At 67.0% G+C, this 17,206-nt stretch carries 18 protein-coding genes; 12 read left to right on the forward strand and 6 right to left on the reverse strand.

The window, feature by feature from the left end; all coding sequences use genetic code 11:
• Positions 1 to 44: 44 nt before the first annotated feature.
• From AWC31_RS14835 to AWC31_RS14850, 4 genes are read left to right on the forward strand one after another with little or no spacing between them, the layout of a single operon-like run.
• Entirely contained in the window at positions 45 to 1,430 is a 1,386-nt protein-coding gene (locus AWC31_RS14835) for a GntP family permease (protein WP_067856532.1), read from the forward strand.
• Positions 1,431 to 1,446: 16 nt separating this feature from the next.
• A complete protein-coding gene (locus AWC31_RS14840; protein WP_085144939.1) occupies positions 1,447 to 2,664 on the forward strand; it encodes a CaiB/BaiF CoA transferase family protein in 1,218 nt (405 codons plus the stop codon).
• Positions 2,661 to 3,626 carry a hydroxymethylglutaryl-CoA lyase-like TIM-barrel protein gene (locus AWC31_RS14845; RefSeq protein ID WP_067856538.1) on the forward strand — a complete coding sequence of 322 codons (966 nt, stop codon included), beginning with the start codon at positions 2,661 to 2,663 and terminating at the stop codon, positions 3,624 to 3,626. The genes AWC31_RS14840 and AWC31_RS14845 overlap by 4 nt, the downstream gene beginning before the upstream one ends.
• A 39-nt stretch (positions 3,627 to 3,665) precedes the next feature.
• Positions 3,666 to 4,451, forward strand: coding sequence for an IclR family transcriptional regulator (locus tag AWC31_RS14850; protein ID WP_067856541.1), 786 nt, complete (start codon positions 3,666 to 3,668; stop codon positions 4,449 to 4,451).
• Between the two features lie 221 nt (positions 4,452 to 4,672).
• Here AWC31_RS14850 and AWC31_RS14855 read toward each other — a convergent pair whose 3' ends face one another.
• From AWC31_RS14855 to AWC31_RS14865, 3 genes are read right to left on the reverse strand one after another with little or no spacing between them, the layout of a single operon-like run.
• Positions 4,673 to 5,098: a nitroreductase family deazaflavin-dependent oxidoreductase gene (locus tag AWC31_RS14855; RefSeq protein ID WP_374214013.1), complete on the reverse strand. Its 426-nt coding sequence runs from the start codon at positions 5,096 to 5,098 to the stop codon at positions 4,673 to 4,675.
• A complete protein-coding gene (locus AWC31_RS14860) occupies positions 5,095 to 6,282 on the reverse strand; it encodes a Cmx/CmrA family chloramphenicol efflux MFS transporter (protein WP_085144940.1) in 1,188 nt (395 codons plus the stop codon). Before AWC31_RS14860 ends, AWC31_RS14855 begins: the two co-directional genes overlap by 4 nt.
• The gene (locus tag AWC31_RS14865; protein WP_085144941.1) at positions 6,282 to 7,034 is read right to left on the reverse strand and encodes an SDR family oxidoreductase; all 753 of its coding nucleotides are present in this window, start codon (positions 7,032 to 7,034) and stop codon (positions 6,282 to 6,284) included. Before AWC31_RS14865 ends, AWC31_RS14860 begins: the two co-directional genes overlap by 1 nt.
• A 77-nt stretch (positions 7,035 to 7,111) precedes the next feature.
• On the opposite strand from AWC31_RS14865, the gene AWC31_RS14870 reads away from it, so the two are divergent.
• Positions 7,112 to 7,699, forward strand: a complete 588-nt coding sequence (locus AWC31_RS14870; RefSeq protein ID WP_085145463.1) for a TetR/AcrR family transcriptional regulator — start codon at positions 7,112 to 7,114, stop codon at positions 7,697 to 7,699.
• An 86-nt stretch (positions 7,700 to 7,785) separates the two neighbouring features.
• On the opposite strand, the gene AWC31_RS14875 is transcribed toward AWC31_RS14870, so the two are convergent.
• A complete protein-coding gene (locus AWC31_RS14875; RefSeq protein WP_067856551.1) occupies positions 7,786 to 8,340 on the reverse strand; it encodes a TetR/AcrR family transcriptional regulator in 555 nt (184 codons plus the stop codon).
• 109 nt (positions 8,341 to 8,449) lie between these two features.
• Between AWC31_RS14875 and AWC31_RS14880 the strand changes: the two genes are divergently transcribed.
• From AWC31_RS14880 to AWC31_RS14900, 5 genes are all read left to right on the forward strand, one after another.
• On the forward strand, positions 8,450 to 9,307 hold the full coding sequence (locus AWC31_RS14880) for an SAM-dependent methyltransferase (protein WP_234816862.1): 858 nt from the start codon (positions 8,450 to 8,452) through the stop codon (positions 9,305 to 9,307).
• 85 nt (positions 9,308 to 9,392) lie between these two features.
• Complete coding sequence (locus AWC31_RS14885; RefSeq protein WP_085144942.1) at positions 9,393 to 9,920, forward strand: helix-turn-helix domain-containing protein; 528 nt, start codon at positions 9,393 to 9,395, stop codon at positions 9,918 to 9,920.
• A 331-nt stretch (positions 9,921 to 10,251) separates the two neighbouring features.
• The gene (locus tag AWC31_RS14890) at positions 10,252 to 11,037 is read left to right on the forward strand and encodes an aldolase (protein WP_085144943.1); all 786 of its coding nucleotides are present in this window, start codon (positions 10,252 to 10,254) and stop codon (positions 11,035 to 11,037) included.
• Positions 11,038 to 11,061: 24 nt separating this feature from the next.
• On the forward strand, positions 11,062 to 11,943 hold the full coding sequence (locus AWC31_RS14895; RefSeq protein ID WP_085144944.1) for a dihydrodipicolinate synthase family protein: 882 nt from the start codon (positions 11,062 to 11,064) through the stop codon (positions 11,941 to 11,943).
• A 32-nt stretch (positions 11,944 to 11,975) separates the two neighbouring features.
• Positions 11,976 to 12,731: a YggS family pyridoxal phosphate-dependent enzyme gene (locus AWC31_RS14900; RefSeq protein WP_085144945.1), complete on the forward strand. Its 756-nt coding sequence runs from the start codon at positions 11,976 to 11,978 to the stop codon at positions 12,729 to 12,731.
• Between the two features lie 8 nt (positions 12,732 to 12,739).
• Here the strand turns inward: AWC31_RS14900 and AWC31_RS14905 are convergent, their stop codons facing one another.
• The gene (locus tag AWC31_RS14905) at positions 12,740 to 13,711 is read right to left on the reverse strand and encodes an NADPH:quinone oxidoreductase family protein (RefSeq protein ID WP_085145465.1); all 972 of its coding nucleotides are present in this window, start codon (positions 13,709 to 13,711) and stop codon (positions 12,740 to 12,742) included.
• Between the two features lie 83 nt (positions 13,712 to 13,794).
• Between AWC31_RS14905 and AWC31_RS14910 the strand changes: the two genes are divergently transcribed.
• On the forward strand, positions 13,795 to 14,883 hold the full coding sequence (locus AWC31_RS14910; protein WP_085144946.1) for an NAD(P)-dependent alcohol dehydrogenase: 1,089 nt from the start codon (positions 13,795 to 13,797) through the stop codon (positions 14,881 to 14,883).
• A 41-nt stretch (positions 14,884 to 14,924) separates the two neighbouring features.
• Entirely contained in the window at positions 14,925 to 15,848 is a 924-nt protein-coding gene (locus AWC31_RS14915) for an alpha/beta fold hydrolase (protein ID WP_085145466.1), read from the forward strand.
• Here AWC31_RS14915 and AWC31_RS14920 read toward each other — a convergent pair.
• The gene (locus AWC31_RS14920; protein WP_085144947.1) at positions 15,841 to 17,193 is read right to left on the reverse strand and encodes a flavin monoamine oxidase family protein; all 1,353 of its coding nucleotides are present in this window, start codon (positions 17,191 to 17,193) and stop codon (positions 15,841 to 15,843) included. The genes AWC31_RS14915 and AWC31_RS14920 overlap by 8 nt on opposite strands.
• Positions 17,194 to 17,206: the final 13 nt, after the last annotated feature.

Consider the following 17,206-nt stretch of genomic DNA (forward strand, 5'->3'; position numbering starts at 1 on the left):
ATGTGACCCACCGGCTGGCAAGAGTCGATGTAGGGAGTTCGCCCATGTCACACACCGCAGTGTTGATCAATACCGCGGTCGCGATCCTCGCCGTTGTCGTGATGATCGTGAAGTTCAAGTTCAACCCCGTGGTATCGCTCGTGATCGGGTCCGCCTATCTCGGGTTGGCGGTCGGTCTCGGTGTCGAAAAGACCATCGAAGCCATCACGGTCGGATTCGGCGACATCATGGCCGAGGTCGGGTTGCTGATCGCCTTCGGTGTCCTCATGGGAGCGATCCTGCAGCAGACCGGAGCCATCGAGCGTCTCGTCGAGATGCTGCTGCGCCTGTTCGGCCCGAAGCGGATGCCGTATGCGATGTCGCTGACGATCGCAACCGCTCTGCAGTCGATCTTCCTCGACGTTCTCCTCGTCATCTCGGCGCCGCTGGCGCGCAACCTCGCCAAGCGCATCGGCAAGAACGGCACCGCACGGATGGCCGTGGCGATGGCGATCGGCCTGGAGTGCGGCATCGTTCTCACGGTTCCCGGGGTGGGCGCGCTCGCGCTGGCCGGACTGCTCGGTGTGCCGCTCGGCAAGATGCTGCTGTTCGGTGTGTGCCTCGTGATCCCGACGGTCGCGATCTCGGTGGCCATCATGTCGTTCCTGTTCAACCGCGGCTGGTGGGACGCCGACCGCGACGAGCAACCGTTCCTTGGTGATGAGCCGACCACCGACGAGGCCGGTGACACCGACGCCGACGCGACCGGCGGCGTGGCGGTCAAGACGACGACGACACCTCGCACGCAAACCCCGCTGCTCGTGTTGTTCGCCCCGATGCTCGCCGCGCTGGTCCTCATCGCGACCGGCGCGATCCTCGACGCGGCCGAAATCCACAATCCCATTGTCAAATTCGTGTCCTCGCCGGTCATCGCGCTGCTGATCGGTCTGGTCGGCACGAGTTTCGTCGGCCGTCACGCGCTGGGAGCCGAGCCGATCCAGAAGGCGATCGCGACGGGCTTCAAGGAGAGTGGGCAGATCCTCATCCTGACCGGTGTGGGTGGTTCGCTCGCCGCGACCATCAAGGCCGCCGGTCTCGGCGACATCCTCGGTGAGTACTTCACCGCCAGCACCGCGGCCCCGCTGTTGGTGGTGTGGGCGATCGCCGCGGCGCTGCACATCGCGGTCGGCTCGGTCACCATCTCGGCGATCACCTCGGCCGGGATCCTGGCCCCCGTCGCCCCGATCATCGGTCTGGACCCGGTGCTCATCGCGCTGGCCGCCGGTGCGGGCTCACTGTTCGCCGTCCACGTCACCAGCAACACGTTCTGGCTGCTGCAGTCGCTGATGGGGCAGTCCACCCGCGGTGCGCTCAAGACCGTGACGGTCGGCGTGTCGGTGGCCTCTGTCGTCGCGATCCTGCTGATCCTGCCGGCCAGCCTCCTGTTCTGATAGCTACGGAAAGACCATGACTGACAACGATATTCGAGTTATTCGCCCTCTCGCCGGTGTGCGGGTGCTCGAGCTGGGCAACTACATCGCCGCACCGACCGCGGGCCGGATGCTCGCCGATTTCGGAGCCGAGGTCATCAAGGTCGAACGCCCGGTCACCGGTGACGAGTTGCGCAACTGGAGGCTCTACGCCGGCACCACATCGATGCTGTACCGCACGATCAACCGCAACAAGAAGTCGATCGTCCTCGATCTGAAGACCGAGCAGGGCCGGGGCGTCGTGCTCGATCTGCTCAAGCGCTGCGATGTCCTGCTGGAGAACTTCCGGCCCGGCACGCTCGAGAAGTGGGGGCTCGGACCAGAACAACTCGATGAGGCGAATCCGAATCTGGTGATCACGCGCATCTCGGCGTTCGGCCAGACCGGTCCGCTCGCCCAGCGGCCCGGCTTCGCGGCCGTCGCCGAAGCCTACGGCGGGTTACGCGAACTGGTCGGCGATCCCGACCGCCCGCCGGTGCGCACCGGGGTGTCCATCGGTGACTCGATTGCAGGTATCTACGCCGCGTTCGGCACCGTCATGGCGCTCTTTCAGCGCGAGCGCACGACTGTGCCGCTGGAGCAACGCATCGTCGACGTCGCACTCAACGAGGCGATTCTGTCGGTGATGGAATCACTGGTCCCGGACTATCTGGCCTACGGCGTCAAGCGGCAGCGCGTCGGCGGTCGGATGGAGGGCATCGCACCGAGCAATGCCTACCCGTGCGCGGACGGCACCAGCATCATCGTCGCGGGCAACGGCGACGCGATCTACCAGCGTTACATGACCACGATCGGCCGCCCGGATCTCGCCGCCGATCCCGACTTGCAGACCAACGCCGGACGTTGGCAGCGTCGCGACGAACTCGACGCCGCGATCGCCGAATGGTCGAGCCGGCTCACGCGCGACGAAGCGCTCAAGCTGCTCGACGAGGCCGGGGTGCCGTCCGGGCCGATCTACACGGCCGCCGACATCTGCGACGACGAACAGTACGAGTCGCGAAACATGATCCAGCACTTCGAAGTCGACACCGGTGGCGCCGAACCGCAATCGGTCGGATTCCCCGGCATCGTGCCGGTCATCGGCGGCGCATCGCTGCCCATTCGCAGCGTGGGACCCGACCTCGGCGAGCATACCCACGAGGTGTTGTCGAACCTGCTGGGTCTCGACGACGATGAAATCGGAGCTCTCACATGACCATTCCGCAGCCCCGTTCATACACCCCGCAAGCCGAGCTGCGCGATGTGACGTTGCGCGACGGCCTGCAGCTGACCGCCAAGATGCTGCCCACCGAGCTCAAGGTCGAAGTCATCCGTGAGCTGCTGGCGATCGGCGTACCGGCTCTCGAGATCGGTTCGATGGCCCGGCCCGATCTCGTGCCGCCGCTCGCCGACACCCTCGACGTCGTGTCGGCGTTGACGCCAGAGGAACTGGACAAGTGCTGGATCTGGGTGGCCACCCCGAGGCACGTCGAGAAGGCGGCAGCGGCGGGTGCGCGTCACTTCCAGTACTGCTTTTCGGCATCGGACTCCCACAACAAGGCCAACATCGGCCGCAACACCGAGACCAGCGTCGCGGCGATGCCCGACGCCGTGCGCATCGCGTCCGAAGCGGGCGGCTCGATCCAGCTGTGCATCGCGACCGCGTTCACCTGCCCGTTCGAAGGGCTCATCGACCCACGGCGAGTGTGGGCGATCGCGGCGGACCCGCGCACCGACGGTGCGAGTGACGTCGTCGTGTGCGACACCATCGGCCAGGCCATCCCCACCCAGGTCGGCGATCTGATTCGCGGCCTGGCCACGTCGAATGCCGAGCGCCGCATCGTTTTTCACGGCCACGACACGTGGGGCCTCGGCGTGGCCAACAGCTTGGCGGCCATCGACGCCGGTGCGACGATGGTCGACGGCTCCCTCGGCGGCCTCGGCGGTTGCCCGTTCGCGCCGGGTGCCAGCGGCAACACGTCGAGTGAGGACCTGCTGTTCGCCTTACGGCCGCACTGGCTGACCCCGGATTCGTTGGCGTCGCTTGTGCGCCTGTCCGAGAAGGTCCTCGCCGAGATCGGTGAACCGAATCGGTCGAAGACCGCGCAGGGCGCGCGGTCGAGTGCCACCGCATTCCCGTGGGTCATCGGTGGGGCAGCCGCGGAGAGCACTGTCTGAACACCGCGTCCGGCACGAGCGGTTGGGTAGATTCACGGCATGGCCAAGGAAGACGTGGATTCGTCCGGCAAACAGCAGACCCTGTTGGTGCTGGCGAAGATCACCGAGATCCTCAATGCGTTCACCTTGGCACGGCCTGCGATGACCCTCGGGGAGATCCAACAGGCCACCGGGCTTCCGACCTCGACCGTTCAGCGCCTGGTCAGCAACATGGTCGCGCAGGGCATGCTGGACCGCATCGGCGACCAGATCCGCATCGGGATCCGGATGTCGTACTGGGCGGCCACCGCGCGCAAGGACGTCGACGTTCTGGCAGTGGTCAATCCGGTTCTGAAGGAAGTCCGCGACAAGACGGGCGAGACCGCATGCTTCTTCACGGTGGAGCAGAACTTCCGGGTGTGCGTCGCCGTCGCCGAAACCCATCACGCGCTTCGCCGGGACATGTACGTCGGCAAAGTCATTCCGCTGCACGTGGGTTCGGCCTCGCGCGTGCTGCTCGCGTGGGACCCCGACCTCGCCAGACGCATTCTGAGCGCACCCTTGGAGCCGATGACCGAAGGGACCGTCACGAGTGCCGACGAGCTGGCCGGTCTGATCGCGGCCACCCGGTCCGACGGCTACGCCATCACGGCGGGGGAGCGTGAGGACTCCGCGTCCGGACTGTCCGCGCCGGTATTCGACTCTGCGGGCGACATTCTCGGGGCGCTGACGGTGAGCGGTCCCACGGTCCGCATGCCACGCGAGCAATGCGAGGCCTGGGTCGACCTGGTGGTCGGCTATGCCGAGCAGATCACCAGGACGCTGGGTGGCCGGCCACCGCAGTGAACCGCTGATGGTTTTGTGCAATGCGGCACGGAATTCGAAGGCGCTCGATGAGCGCGTCTCCTACGGTCGTCACGCGTCCTGTGAAAAGGCGTCGAGGACGCGCTACCCGGTCGCCCGGTTGACCTCCGTGGTGTGACTGGGTTCTGCCCTCGGGCGGAGAGCACAAAGCGGCCCCGGATTTCTCCGGGGCCGCTTTGGTGTCGTGAGATGTGGGCGAAGCTCTACTCGACCACGAAGACGGGGATCAGTCGGTCGGTCTTCGTCTGGTATTCGGCGTAGGGCGGGTAGGCCTCGACAGCGAGCTTCCACCAGTGTTCGCGCTCGTCACCTTCGAGCTCACGGGCGGTCAGGTCCTTGGCGACCTTGTCGCCGTCCTGCACCGTCACGGTCGGGTTGGCCTTGACGTTGAAGTACCACGACGGGTGCTGGGGATCGCCACCCTTCGACGCGACCATGGCGTAGCGGCCGTTTTCCTCGACGCGCATCAGCGGTACATAGCGCTTCTTACCGGACTTCGCGCCCGTGGTGGTGAACAGGACGATGGGCCGGTCCAAAACCTCGACCCCGTCGGTGGTGCCCTGCTCCAAGATGCGTTCGGTCTGCTCGCGAACCCAATCGGTGGGGCTCAACTCGGCGTGTTCAGTCACGCATCGCGCAACACGCGCGACCCTCTCCATATTCCCTCCTGCACGCGCCCGGCCATTCGCACGTCGATGGCCAGCAAGACCAGGGCCAACACCGCCAACGCCGCGCCGATCCACGGCACGGCCGGGTATCCGAGACCCGCGGTCAGGGCGATCCCGGCCACCCACGGTCCGACGCTGATGCCGACGTTGAACGACGCCACGTTGCCGGCGGCGGTCAGCGTCGGAGCGGACGGCGCAAGCGCGAACACCCGCGAGTTGAGGGCGGGGTTGGTCCCGAAGCCCGCGAAGCCGAGCAGGCACGCGAGCGCGCTGACGGCGGTGACGTGGCGGGTGGTGAGTGCGAGTGCCACGAGCACAACCAGCAGGGTCGTGAAACCGGCCGCGAGCGTCGCGCGCGGCCAGCGGTCGGCCACCTGGCCACCCACCGCCATGCCGACGAGCGCGCCCAACCCGTACCCGAGCAATACGGCGGGCACCCACTGCGGCTGCAGCCCGCTCGTCGTGATCAGCATGGCGGCCAGGTAGGTGAATGTGCCGAGCAGCGCCGCCGTCGAGACCGCGGTCATGGCATAGGACAGCCACAGCCGCGGCACGGCGAGCCCGCGAAGCTCGTCGCCGATACGCGGTTCGGTGTCCGGGCGGGTGTCGGGCACCGCGGCGAGCACGGCGCCCGCGGCGACACAGGACAGTGCGGCCACCGCCCAGAACGCGCCGCGCCAACCGAGGTGCTGGCCGATCCAGGTGCCGGCGGGCAGACCGATGACCGTGGCGACCGTGAGCCCGCCGGCGACGATGCTCATGGCCCGGCCGCGTCGCTCGGCACCGACCAGTGCCATCGCGGTCCCGGCGCCGACCGCCCAGAACCCGGCGTACACGAACGCTGCGACGAACCGAGCGGTCATCAGCACCGCGTACGAACTGCTCAGGGCGCTGACGATGTGCGCGACGACGAAGATCGCCAGAAACGCGACCATCGCACGGCGGCGGGACCACCGCAGGGTGGCGATCGCGAGAACTGGTGCACCGACGAGCATTCCGAGCGCGAACACCGAAACCAGAAGGCCCGCCTGAGGAATCGTCACACCGAGGTCGGCTGACATCTCGGGCAGCAGGCCGGCGAGCATGAGTTCGCTTGTTCCCTGGGCGAAGATCGCCAGGCCGATGATCCAGATCGCGACCGGCATCAGAGCATCGACCCGCCGCTCGCGTCGATCCATTGGCCGGTGACCCATCGCGCGTCGTCGGACGCGAGGAAGGCGACGATGTCGGCGATGTCGTCGGGTCGAGCGACGCGGTTGAACGGAGACTGCGCCGCGACCGTCGCGCGGCCTTCCGGAGTGGCGAGCCGGGCCGCGTTCATGTCGGTGTCGGTACTTCCCGGGCCCACCGCGTTGACGGTGATGTTGCGGGCGGCGAGTTGTTTGGCCAGCGTCGCGGTGAACGAGTCGATCGCTGCCTTGCTCATCGCGTACGTCATCAATTCGGGTATGCGGGAACCGTGCGTGAAGCGCGTCGAGAGATTGACGATGCGGCCGTTGTCCCGAAGCCGCGTCAACCCGTGCTGGGTGACGAAGAACGGCGCTTTGGTGTTCACGGCGAAGATCTCGTCATAGGCGGGTTCGGCGACGTCGGTGAATGCGACCCGCCTGCCGAGGATTCCGGCGTTGTTCACCAGGATGTCCACGCCGTCGGCGTGCGCATCGAACGCGGACCACAGGGCAGCCGCGTCACCGGGGACACCGAGTTTGGCCTGCACCGCGAACGCGTCGCCGCCGCTGTCGATGATGTCTTGCACGGTCTGCTTCGCGGCGTCGGCGCTCGCGCCGTAGTGCACGCCGACCCGCGCGCCGTCGCGGGCCAGCCGCAAGGCGATCGCACGGCCGATCCCGCGGCTGGCACCCGTCACCAGTGCAGTTCTGCCAGTAAGAGCGGACACGCTGAATCCTTTCTTTAGCGAGTGATACAAAATTCGACGCTAGCACATTATCTAGCGACCGCTATAGAATGGCGGGCATGGCACCGGTGCGCGGGCGTCCCCGCTCTTTCGATCGCGATGCCGCCCTCGACAAGGCCATCCGGCTGTTCTGGGAGCGCGGTTTCGAGGCGACGTCGACGCGTGACCTCAGTAGCGCGCTCGGCGTCGGAATCCCCAGCATCTACGCGGCTTTCGGTGACAAGCAGCAGCTGTTCACCGAAGCCGTGGAGGTCTACGACACCCGTTACGGCGGATTCATCGAAGCCGCGCTGACCGAAGAACCGAGCGCGCGTTGGGCCGTCGCGCGGATCCTCACCGAGGCGCCCGGGCGCTATACCCGGCGCGGACTGCCGAGCGGGTGCCTCGTTGTGAGCGGCGACGACGGCACTGCCGACGAGGCGGTGAAAGCATGCCTGCGCCGCATCCGCCGCCAGAAAACGGACATGCTCGCCGACAAGATTCGCACCGACATCGCCGCCGGCGACCTACCTGACGACACCGATGCCCGAGCACTGGCGCAATACGTGATGACCACGCTCAGCGGTATCGCGCAGGCTGCGTCCGACGGCACGTCGCGGGCCATGCTCGACCGCGTCGCGGCGATCGCGCTGCGTGCCTTCCCATGACCCCTGCACCGCGAGCGACCGTGTCTGCCCGTAGACACGCCGCGAAATAGCGGTGTTTTGCGGTCGCTCGTCGGCGTGCGAGAACGTCAGCTCCGGTTGTAGATGCCGAGCGCGATCGTCAGCGCGGTTTCGTTGCACTGTTCGTCGGTCAACGGCAGATCGCCCATCATCGCCACGCTCCACGACATCGTCAGCAGAGCCTGGCGCGCATGGAACACCGCGAGGGGATCGTGGTCGGGTGCGGTCATCGCGTCCGCGACCGCGCGGAACTGATAGCGCAAGTCGGTACCGATGCCAAGCCGATTGAACGCGGCATAGTTCTCGTTCATGAATCGCGTCATGGCCCGACCGGTGCCGTGCAGCACCGCGCCGTAGCGGCGAAGGATCTCGCGGCCGGTGCGCTTGCCGGGCGGTTGGCCGGCGGCCCAGGACAAGATGTCGTCCACGCCGGTGCGCAGATCGTCCGACAGGCTCACCACGATGTCTTCCTTGGCGGAAAAGTGATAGTAGATCGCCGCTTTGGTGATGCCGAGTTGTTCGGCGATCTGCCGGATGGAGGTCTGGTCATAGCCATGGGTCGAGAACAGATCCAGCGCGACGGATCGGATCTTGTCTCGTGTGTCGGTGCGGCGACCCGCCACGGCCGGGCTCCCATCATTACTTGACGACCGGTCAGCAATGAGCCTAGCGTTGCGGCCAGGCGATCAATACTTACCGGCCGTCAAGTAATGACATGGACCAGGGGGACCCATGACAACGCGATCACTACCCGAGATCTTGAACGGCGCGCCGTTGACGGCTGTGGGCGTCGCGGTCATCAGGGCCAGAGAATCCGCGCGTGCCGACCGGCTGTACGACGATCCCTATGCGCGCCGGTTCGTCGAGGCGGCCGAACAGGCGTATCTGAGTCCCAATGCACCCGCGGGGGCGGCCGAGACCTGGGGGTCGGTGCTGCGCCTGGCCGATGTCATGTACGAGCCCCGCACCCTGGGGGTGCGGATCGCCGACGATGCGTTGCTGCAGGCGGCGGCCGAGGGTCGCACCCAGATCGTGCTGTTGGGTGCGGGTCTGGACACCCACGCATACCGGCTGTCCTGGCCGAGGGCTGTGCACCTCTTCGAAATCGATCTGCCGCAACTGTTCGCGTTCAAAGAGCAGGTGCTCGAAGGGATCCGGCCGGCGTGTGATCGACACGTCGTACCCGCAGATCTGGGCGGCAGCGAGTGGCCGAAAGTCCTTCTCGACAGTGGTTTTCAGCCGGAAGTCCCCACCCATTGGGTGGATCACGCGTTGATGACCCTGCCCACCGACGTGGCCCGGGCGGGGGTTCGCGCCGTGACCGAGCTCTCGGCTCCGGGTAGCCGGTATGGCTTTCCGGTCATGGCCGGTGCCGCGTTCCGCAACACCCTGCGGTCTGTGGCGGCCGAGGGCCTGTATCGGGATATGCCGAACACCGAGCGGGGACTTGGTGAGGATGCCCGGGAGTGGCTTGAGAGCATCGGTTGGACAACGTCTTTCAAATCCACAGCTGAACTGACCGAAGGATATCCGCGCCAGGTCGCTGCCGAAGACTCCGGCGGACACGTCGTCGCGACCCGGCGCGGATAACCGGTGACACCTCCACAGGACACCGGATGTCCTGTAGTGGATATGTCACACTGTCAGGCGTGGCACCGACGACTGCTGAGCAATCATGAGCGCACTGCTGCGTGCCGTGCGTCAACAGCGGGGGATGACGCTCGATGAACTGGCCGAGGCCACCGGCTTGACGAAGAGTTACCTGTCGAAGATCGAACGGCAGCGCTCCACACCGTCCATCGCCGTTGCGATGAAGGTCGCGCGGGTCCTCGAGGTCGACGTGGCTCAACTCTTCGCCGAGGACCCGGCCACCGCGACGTTGTCGGTAAACCGCGCCGACGAACGGCCGGACGCCCGTTACCACGCTGTCGCGTCCGCCATGCTCGGGAAAACGATGTCGCCGTTCATCGTTCGCCCGACACTCCGGTTCGCCGAGCATCCGCATCCAGCCCATGCCGGCCAGGAAATGGTCTTCGTGCACCGCGGGACAGTCGAATTGCGCTACGAGGACCAGCTGGTGACGCTCGAGGCCGGCGACAGCGCCTACTTCGACGCCTCCCGCCCGCACCAGCTGCGTCAACGGGGGAGTGCCCCGAGTGAGGTGCTGGTCGTGACTCACACGGAGTACCCCCGTAACCGCTGAATCCGGTCAGCAATTGAGGCTGACATGGACGGTGTGGATGGGCTCGAGGTCGGGCAAACCGTGGATCGTGACGGTCTTTGCCTGAGGGCGCACCGCACTGACTCGGCGGGCCGGTGCCGACCTTGTCAGGTGCTTCATCTCGGTTCTCCTCGTTGTTCGCATTGACAACGCAGGGGCGATGATAGGACACAAAGTGTCCTTCCGGTAGTCACCAACCTCCGGCGGACGGGTGCAGATCCGTCGGGTGGGAAACAATCTTGACTGAAGGACACAAAGTGTCCTAACGTCGGCGGTGTGTCACCGACCGCGAAATACTGGAAAGGGGCTCCCCATGACGAGCACACTTGGTGATTCGAAGCAGGTCTTGATGCAACGCGCCCTCGACGGACTAGCGAATCACATCGAGGACTCTGCGCTGACCATCCGGCAGAAACTTGCGCTGACGTGCCGGGCGCTGTTCGACGCCGGTCATGATTCAGGCCTGGCCGGTCAGATCACCGCGCGCGCCGAAGCGCCGGGAACCTATTACACGCAACGTCTCGGTCTTGGTTTCGACGAGATCACCGACGAGAACCTGCTGCTCGTCGACGAGGACCTCAATGTTCTCGACGGCAGCGGAATGGCCAACCCCGCCAACCGTTTCCATTCCTGGATCTATCGTGCCCGCCCGGACGTGCAATGCATCGTCCACACGCATCCGTTCCATGTGGCGGCGCTGTCGATGTTGGAGGTTCCGCTGAAGGTGTCGCAGATGGACATCGCCCCGCTCTACGACGACTGCGCGTTCCTCGCCGATTGGCCGGGTGTGCCCGTCGGCAACGAGGAAGGCGAGATCATCAGCGCGGCGCTGGGCGACAAGAAAGCCATTCTGCTGGCCCACCACGGACATGTGGTGGCAGGCGCGAGCGTCGAGGAGGCGTGCTCGCTGGCGATGCTGATCGAACGCGGCGCCAAACTGCAGCTCGCCGCGATGGCCGCAGGCACCGTGGCCGACCTTCCGCCCCGGCTGGCCCGCGAAGCCCACGACTGGACGCTTCGTCCCAAACGCAGCCAGGCCAACTTCGCCTACTACGCGCGGCGTGCCCTCGTCCGCCATCCCGACGCGATCACCAACTAGACCCGAGCCGAAAGAGAGAAGCAAATGTCCACGAACGAAATCCACGGCATCCTCGCCTATCCCGTCACGCCGTTCACCGCGGACAACGACGTCGACACCGGAAAACTGGCCGCACTCGTCGAACGCTTGGTGGCCGATGGCGCGCACGGGATCGTTCCGCTCGGCAGCACCGGCGAGTCCGCCTACCTCACCGAGGCCGAGTTCGACGCCGTCGTCGACACCACGATTGGCGTGGTGGGCCGTCGCGTGCCGGTCATCATCGGCGCGTCCGATCTGACCACCGCCAACACCATTCGTCGCGCACAGTATGCCGAGCGCGCCGGTGCCGACGCGGTGATGGTGGTGCCGATCTCGTACTGGAAGCTGTCGGAGCGTGAACTCCGTCAGCACTATGCGGCGATCGGCGCAGCCATCGGCATTCCCATCATGGTGTACAACAACCCGGCGACCAGCGGCATCGACATGAGCCCGGAACTGCTGGTGTCGATGTTCGACGACATCGACAACGTGACGATGGTCAAGGAGTCGACCGGAGATCTATCGCGCATGCAGCGGATCGCCGAGCTCAGCGACGGGCAGCTGCCGTTCTACAACGGCAACAACCCGTTGGCGCTCAAGGCATTCAACGCGGGGGCCAAGGGCTGGTGCACCGCGGCGCCGAACCTGCGCCCACAGCCCTGCCTCGACCTCTACGAGGCGGTCCGCGCCGGTGACGGCCCTCGTGCTGAAGCGTTGTACGAGGAGATGCGGCCGTTGCTGGAGTTCATCGTGGCCGGCGGGTTGCCGACGACGGTCAAAGCCGGCCTCGAGCTGCTCGGCCAAGGTATGGGCGATCCCCGCCCGCCGCTGCTCCCGCTCGACGTCGACAGCCGGGCACAACTCAGCCGTCTACTGACCACCGCGTAATCCGGACGGTTGGCCGGAGGAGAATTCGGTTCATGAGTCACCCGACCGCTTACCCGCAGGCTCGCACCGTCGCCGACTTCACCCACAACCTCCGTGAGGTCGGTGAGCGGATCGAGGCCGCGCTGCAACGGGCCGGCCGCGAGCCCGGCGACGTGCGGCTGTTGCCGGTGAGCAAGACGGTCGACGAGGATCGGCTGCGACTCGCGGCCGCCGCCGGGTGCACGATGTTCGGGGAGAACAAGGTGCAGGAGGCCAAACGCAAGTGGCGCAACCTGTCCGACCTCGACGTGCAGTGGTCGGTGATCGGCCACCTCCAGACCAACAAGGCCAAGGACGTCGCGGAGTTCGCCGCGGAGTTCCAGGCGCTCGACAACGCGCGGGCGGCGCAAGCCCTCGATCGGCGCCTGCAGACCCTGGGTCGCTCTCTCGACGTCTTTGTCCAGGTCAACACCTCGGGTGAGGACTCGAAATACGGCTTGGCGCCCGACGACGTGATCGGGTTCCTGCGGACACTGCCGAGCTACAGCGCGCTACGCGTTCGCGGGCTCATGACCATCGCCGTCTTGAGTTCCGATGTCGAGCGCATCCGGCCCTGCTTCGCATTACTGCGTAAGTTGCGCGATCACGCACGCGAACTCGACGTCGTCGGACCCGGCGAACTGTCGATGGGTATGTCCGGTGACTACGAGGTCGCGATCGAGGAAGGCGCGACGTGCGTGCGGGTCGGGCAGGCGATATTCGGCGCCCGCGCGACTCCGGACAGCCACTACTGGCCCACCAGCCAGTAGCACCGGACTCACCGCAGCTTCAGCACCACCTTGCCCTTGGCGGTCCGATTCTCAAGGGACGCAATGGCTTCGGCGGCCTGCTCCAGTGGATACACTTCGGGTTGCGGTGCCGCGACGGCTCCGGAGGCCAACAGCGGTTCGAGCTCGGCCCACTGCTCGGCGAGGTAGCCGGGATGCGAGAAGCTCCATGCACCCCAACCGGCACCGACCACGTCGACGTTGTTGAGCAGTAGGCGGTTGACCTTGACGGTGGGAATCTCACCACCGGTGAAGCCGACCACCAAGAGTCGCCCGCCGACCGCGAGCGAGCGCAGGGAATCGGTGAAGCGGTCACCGCCAACGGGGTCGAGGACGATGTCGACGCCCCGCCCACCGGTGAGTTCTTTGACCGCGTCGCGAAACCCGTCGGCCAGAACCACGTCGGAAGCTCCTGCGCTCCTGGCGATTTCCGCCTTCTCCTCGGTGGACACCACCGCGATGGTGCGTGACGCGCCCAGCGCGGGCGCCAGTCGCAGCGCGGAGGTGCCGATGCCACCGGCCGCGCCGTGCACCAAAACCGTCTCGCCCTGCGCGAGTCTGCCGCGGGTACGCAGCGCGAACTGCACCGTCAGGTCGTTGAACAGAATGCCCGCACCGGCCTCGAACGACACCGCATCGGGCAGCTTGAACACCCGATCGGCAGGTAGCGCAACCACTTCGGCCATCCCGCCGGACAACATCGTCAGACCGAGTACTCGGTCACCGGCCGCCACGTGCGCATCGGCCGGTGCGCTGCGCACCACGCCGGCGATCTCGGCGCCGGGGCTGAACGGCAACTCCGGCTTGTACTGGTAGAGCCCGCGGGTCAGCAGCGCGTCGGGAAACGCCACCCCGGCGGCGTGGACGTCGATGACGACGGCGTCGTCGCCTGCCGGCTCGTCCACGTCGGCCACCTGCACCGCATCGGGACCGTCGAGCCGGGTGATCAGTGCTGCACGCATGAGGGCCTTCCTGTTGTCGTCGTGCCACATTCTGCCCGGAACCGATTGTGACAGGTGTCAAGTTTGTCGCTTAACATCACCGGATGCTCACTGCCCGCGCCGCGGTCCTGCTCGACGCCGGAGCCGATCCGCAATTGACCGACGTGCAGATACGCCCGCCGGTCGAGGACGAAGTGCTCGTCAAGATCGATGCGGTGGGCATCTGCCACACCGACGTCAGTGTGGCTGCACGCTTCCGCAAGCTGCCGATGGTGTTCGGACACGAGGGAGCGGGGGCTGTCGTCGAGGTCGGCCCGAAGGCGCGGCGGCGGGTTGGCGAACGGGTGGTGCTGACCTTCGCGAGCTGCGGAGCCTGCGCGAACTGCGCCGCCGACCGTCCGGCCTACTGCGACCAGTCCACGGACCTCAACATGCGTGGCAGCCGCCGCGACGAGTCCAGCGCGCTGTGGCTGGACGGCGCACCGGTCGGCGGCGGCTTCTTCGGTCAGTCCAGTTTCGCCACGTACGCGATCGCCGGAAGCCGCAACGCCGTCGTCGTACCCGAATCGATCGATCCCGCGCTGGCCGCCCCGCTCGGCTGCAGTGTGCAGACCGGCGTCGGCGCGGTGCTCAACGTGCTCGCATCGCGACCCGAGGACGCGGTCGTCGTGTTCGGCGCTGGCGCGGTCGGCTTGTCGGCCGTCATGGGTGCCCGCATCGCGGGGTGCCGGGCCATCGTCGCGGTCGACCCCATCGAGCAACGGCGCGCGCTCGCAACAGAATTGGGCGCGACCGCCACCGTCGATCCGACCGCCACCGATGCTACGGCCGCGGTGCTCGAGTTGACGGGGGGAGCGGCGGGCGCCGTCGACACCACTGCGCGGCCCGACGTCATCGCGTCGGCCGTCGCGGTCTTGCGATCCCGCGGGACGCTGGCGCTGCTGGGCTTGGGCGCGCTGACCGCCGAGCTTCCCGTCGCCGTCATCATGGGCCGGGGCCTGACGGTGCGCGGGGTGGTGGAGGGCGACAGCGAGCCGCATACCTTCATCCCGCGGCTCGTCGATTTCTACCGAACTGGCGAACTGCCGCTCGACAAATTGGTCACGTCGTACCCCTTCGGCGACTTCGACCGGGTGTGGGCCGCTGCCAAGGCCGGTGAGGTGGTCAAACCAGTGTTGGTTACCGAGCGGTAGGATCGCACGACCAGGCAACGAAGCCGATGAACGGAGCATCCATGTCTCTTCCCCAGCTACCTTCCGGACGCACCGTCGAGGTGCGTGCCGTCGATGGGGTCAAGCTGCACGCAGAGGTATTCGGGCCGGAGGATGGCTATCCGATCGTGCTGGCACACGGCATCACGTGCGCCATCGAAGTCTGGGCTCATCAGATCGCCGACCTGGCCGGCGATTACCGGGTCATCGCCTATGACCACCGCGGGCACGGCCGCAGCGAGACGCCCCGCAGCCGCAACCGCTACAGCCTCAACCACCTGGCCGCCGACCTGGACGCGGTGCTCGACGCCACGCTGAATCCTGGCGAGCACGCTGTCATCGCCGGTCATTCGATGGGCGGGATCGCGATCACGTCGTGGTCGCAGCGCTACCCGAACCGTGTTCAGTCGTGCGCGGACGCCGTCGCCCTGATCAACACCAGCACCGGCGACCTGCTGCGCGACGTGCAGCTGGCCCAGGTGCCCGCCCGCCTGACGGCGACCCGGATCCGCACCGCCGGGACGGTGTTGCGGACATTCGGCAGCACCCGCATGCCGAAGATGGCCGAGGGGCCCAACAAGCGCTTCGTCGCGCAGCTCGCGGTCGGCCGGGACGCCGAGCCGTGGGTCGCCGACTTCGTCTACCAACTGTTCGCCGCGACACCGCCGGTCGGCCGCGGAGCCTGGACGCGCGTACTCGTCGACAACCTCGGCCCCAAGCACATCTCGCTACGCAACCTCACGGTGCCGACGCTCGTGATCGGCAGCGCGAAAGACCGGTTGCTGCCGATCAACGCGTCGCGGCGCATCGCCGCCGACGCCCCCAATCTGGCCGGGTTCGTCGAGTTGGGCGGCGGGCACTGCGCAATCCTCGAACGCCCCGACGACGTCAATGCTCAGTTGCGGTCACTGGCCGAGTCGGTGACGGCCACACAGCGGATCAGCTAGACAGCCGCTCGGCCACCTCGCCGGCCGCCCGGCGGCCGGAGCGCACGGCGCCGTCGAGGAATCCGGTCCAGGCGTCGGCGGTTTCCGTGCCCGCCCAATAGATGGCGTCGACGGGCCGGCGCAACCACTGCCCGTAGCGTGTCCATGACCCCGGCGGTACTGCCGCCGTCGGTCCGCCGGGTGCGAATTCTTCTGTGCCCCAACAATGATCGACGTAGTCGATGGGATTGAGCGCGGCGTCGCCGAACAAGGCGGCGAACCCGGCGAGTGCCTGCTCGCGGCGCTGCTCTGGCGGCAGCTCGTCGAACGACCGGGAGTCGGTGAAGCCGAGCAGGATGCCAGGGCCGTCGTCGCCGGGGCTGACATCGAACGTGATGAACACCGGACCCTCGTCGGAGAGCGCCTCGCCCGAACAGCCGTTGGCGCGCCAGTACGGGCGGTCATAGGCCGCGTACGCCTTGCTCAGGCTGCCCTGCGGCCAGTGCGCCGCCAACTTGTCATAGTGCTCGGGCAGCGGCGGGTCGAACTCGATACCCGAGCGGTGTTGCGGTGCGATCGCCACGATCACCGCCCGAGCGCTCACATGGCCGTCCGGGCAGCTGACCGCCACCGTCCCGTCGGCGAGCCGCTCGATTCGCTCGACGGGCGCCTTCAGCACGACGCGGTCGCCCAGCTCGTCGGCCATACGCACGGCGATCTGCTGAGTGCCCTCGGGGAACCGGTCCTGCTGCGCACCGCCCCTGACGTCGAGCAGCCGGTCCAGCCCACCGGCAGCCTTCACGTAGCGCACGGCGTGCAGCATCGACACCGCCTCCGGTTCGGCGCCCCACGTGACCCGCGACATGATGGCCATCAGGTTCCGCGTCGACGCGCTCGCATGCAGCGAGCGCAGCCACCGTTCCAAGCTGATCTTGTCGAGCTTGTGCGCCTGGGGGCCGCTCCATGGCTCGTCGACGCGGATACCGCGGCACAAGCGCTCGAACCGCCACTGGATGCGGGACACGTCGAGCAGTTCCAGGATCGACAGGCGCGGGATCGTGCTGCGGTAGGACCGCACCTTGCCGTGCCAGCGGATCAGGTTCTTGCCGCGGCTGTGGGTGGGGACGGTCTGGCAGCCGAGTTCGGCGGCGAGAGCCAGGACGGCATCCTGGGTCGGGCCGACGAACGTGCCGCCCATGTCCACCGGCACCCCGGCGACCGTGGCGGTCGACGAGCGGCCACCCACCCGGTCGCGGCCCTCGAGCACCACCACCTTGTGGCCGAGGCGGACCAATTCGCGGGCGGCCGAGAGCCCGGCGAAGCCTGCTCCCACGATGACGACATCGGCACTCGGTGGAATGCTCACGTGACTAGGCTCT

The sequence above is a fragment of the Mycolicibacterium wolinskyi genome (assembly GCF_002101965.1).
GTDB classification, from domain to species: domain Bacteria; phylum Actinomycetota; class Actinomycetes; order Mycobacteriales; family Mycobacteriaceae; genus Mycobacterium; species Mycobacterium wolinskyi.

Bases quoted from the DNA above. Each gene is read 5' to 3' on its own strand.
- AWC31_RS14835 (WP_067856532.1), top strand. From the start codon at position 45: ATGTCACACACCGCAGTGTTGATCAATACCGCGGTCGCGATCCTCGCC.
- AWC31_RS14840 (WP_085144939.1), top strand. From the start codon at position 1,447: ATGACTGACAACGATATTCGAGTTATTCGCCCTCTCGCCGGTGTGCGG.
- AWC31_RS14845 (WP_067856538.1), top strand. From the start codon at position 2,661: ATGACCATTCCGCAGCCCCGTTCATACACCCCGCAAGCCGAGCTGCGC.
- AWC31_RS14850 (WP_067856541.1), top strand. From the start codon at position 3,666: ATGGCCAAGGAAGACGTGGATTCGTCCGGCAAACAGCAGACCCTGTTG.
- AWC31_RS14860 (WP_085144940.1), bottom strand. From the start codon at position 6,282: ATGCCGGTCGCGATCTGGATCATCGGCCTGGCGATCTTCGCCCAGGGA.
- AWC31_RS14870 (WP_085145463.1), top strand. From the start codon at position 7,112: ATGGCACCGGTGCGCGGGCGTCCCCGCTCTTTCGATCGCGATGCCGCC.
- AWC31_RS14880 (WP_234816862.1), top strand. From the start codon at position 8,450: ATGACAACGCGATCACTACCCGAGATCTTGAACGGCGCGCCGTTGACG.
- AWC31_RS14885 (WP_085144942.1), top strand. From the start codon at position 9,393: ATGAGCGCACTGCTGCGTGCCGTGCGTCAACAGCGGGGGATGACGCTC.
- AWC31_RS14890 (WP_085144943.1), top strand. From the start codon at position 10,252: ATGACGAGCACACTTGGTGATTCGAAGCAGGTCTTGATGCAACGCGCC.
- AWC31_RS14895 (WP_085144944.1), top strand. From the start codon at position 11,062: ATGTCCACGAACGAAATCCACGGCATCCTCGCCTATCCCGTCACGCCG.
- AWC31_RS14900 (WP_085144945.1), top strand. From the start codon at position 11,976: ATGAGTCACCCGACCGCTTACCCGCAGGCTCGCACCGTCGCCGACTTC.
- AWC31_RS14905 (WP_085145465.1), bottom strand. From the start codon at position 13,711: ATGCGTGCAGCACTGATCACCCGGCTCGACGGTCCCGATGCGGTGCAG.
- AWC31_RS14910 (WP_085144946.1), top strand. From the start codon at position 13,795: ATGCTCACTGCCCGCGCCGCGGTCCTGCTCGACGCCGGAGCCGATCCG.
- AWC31_RS14915 (WP_085145466.1), top strand. From the start codon at position 14,925: ATGTCTCTTCCCCAGCTACCTTCCGGACGCACCGTCGAGGTGCGTGCC.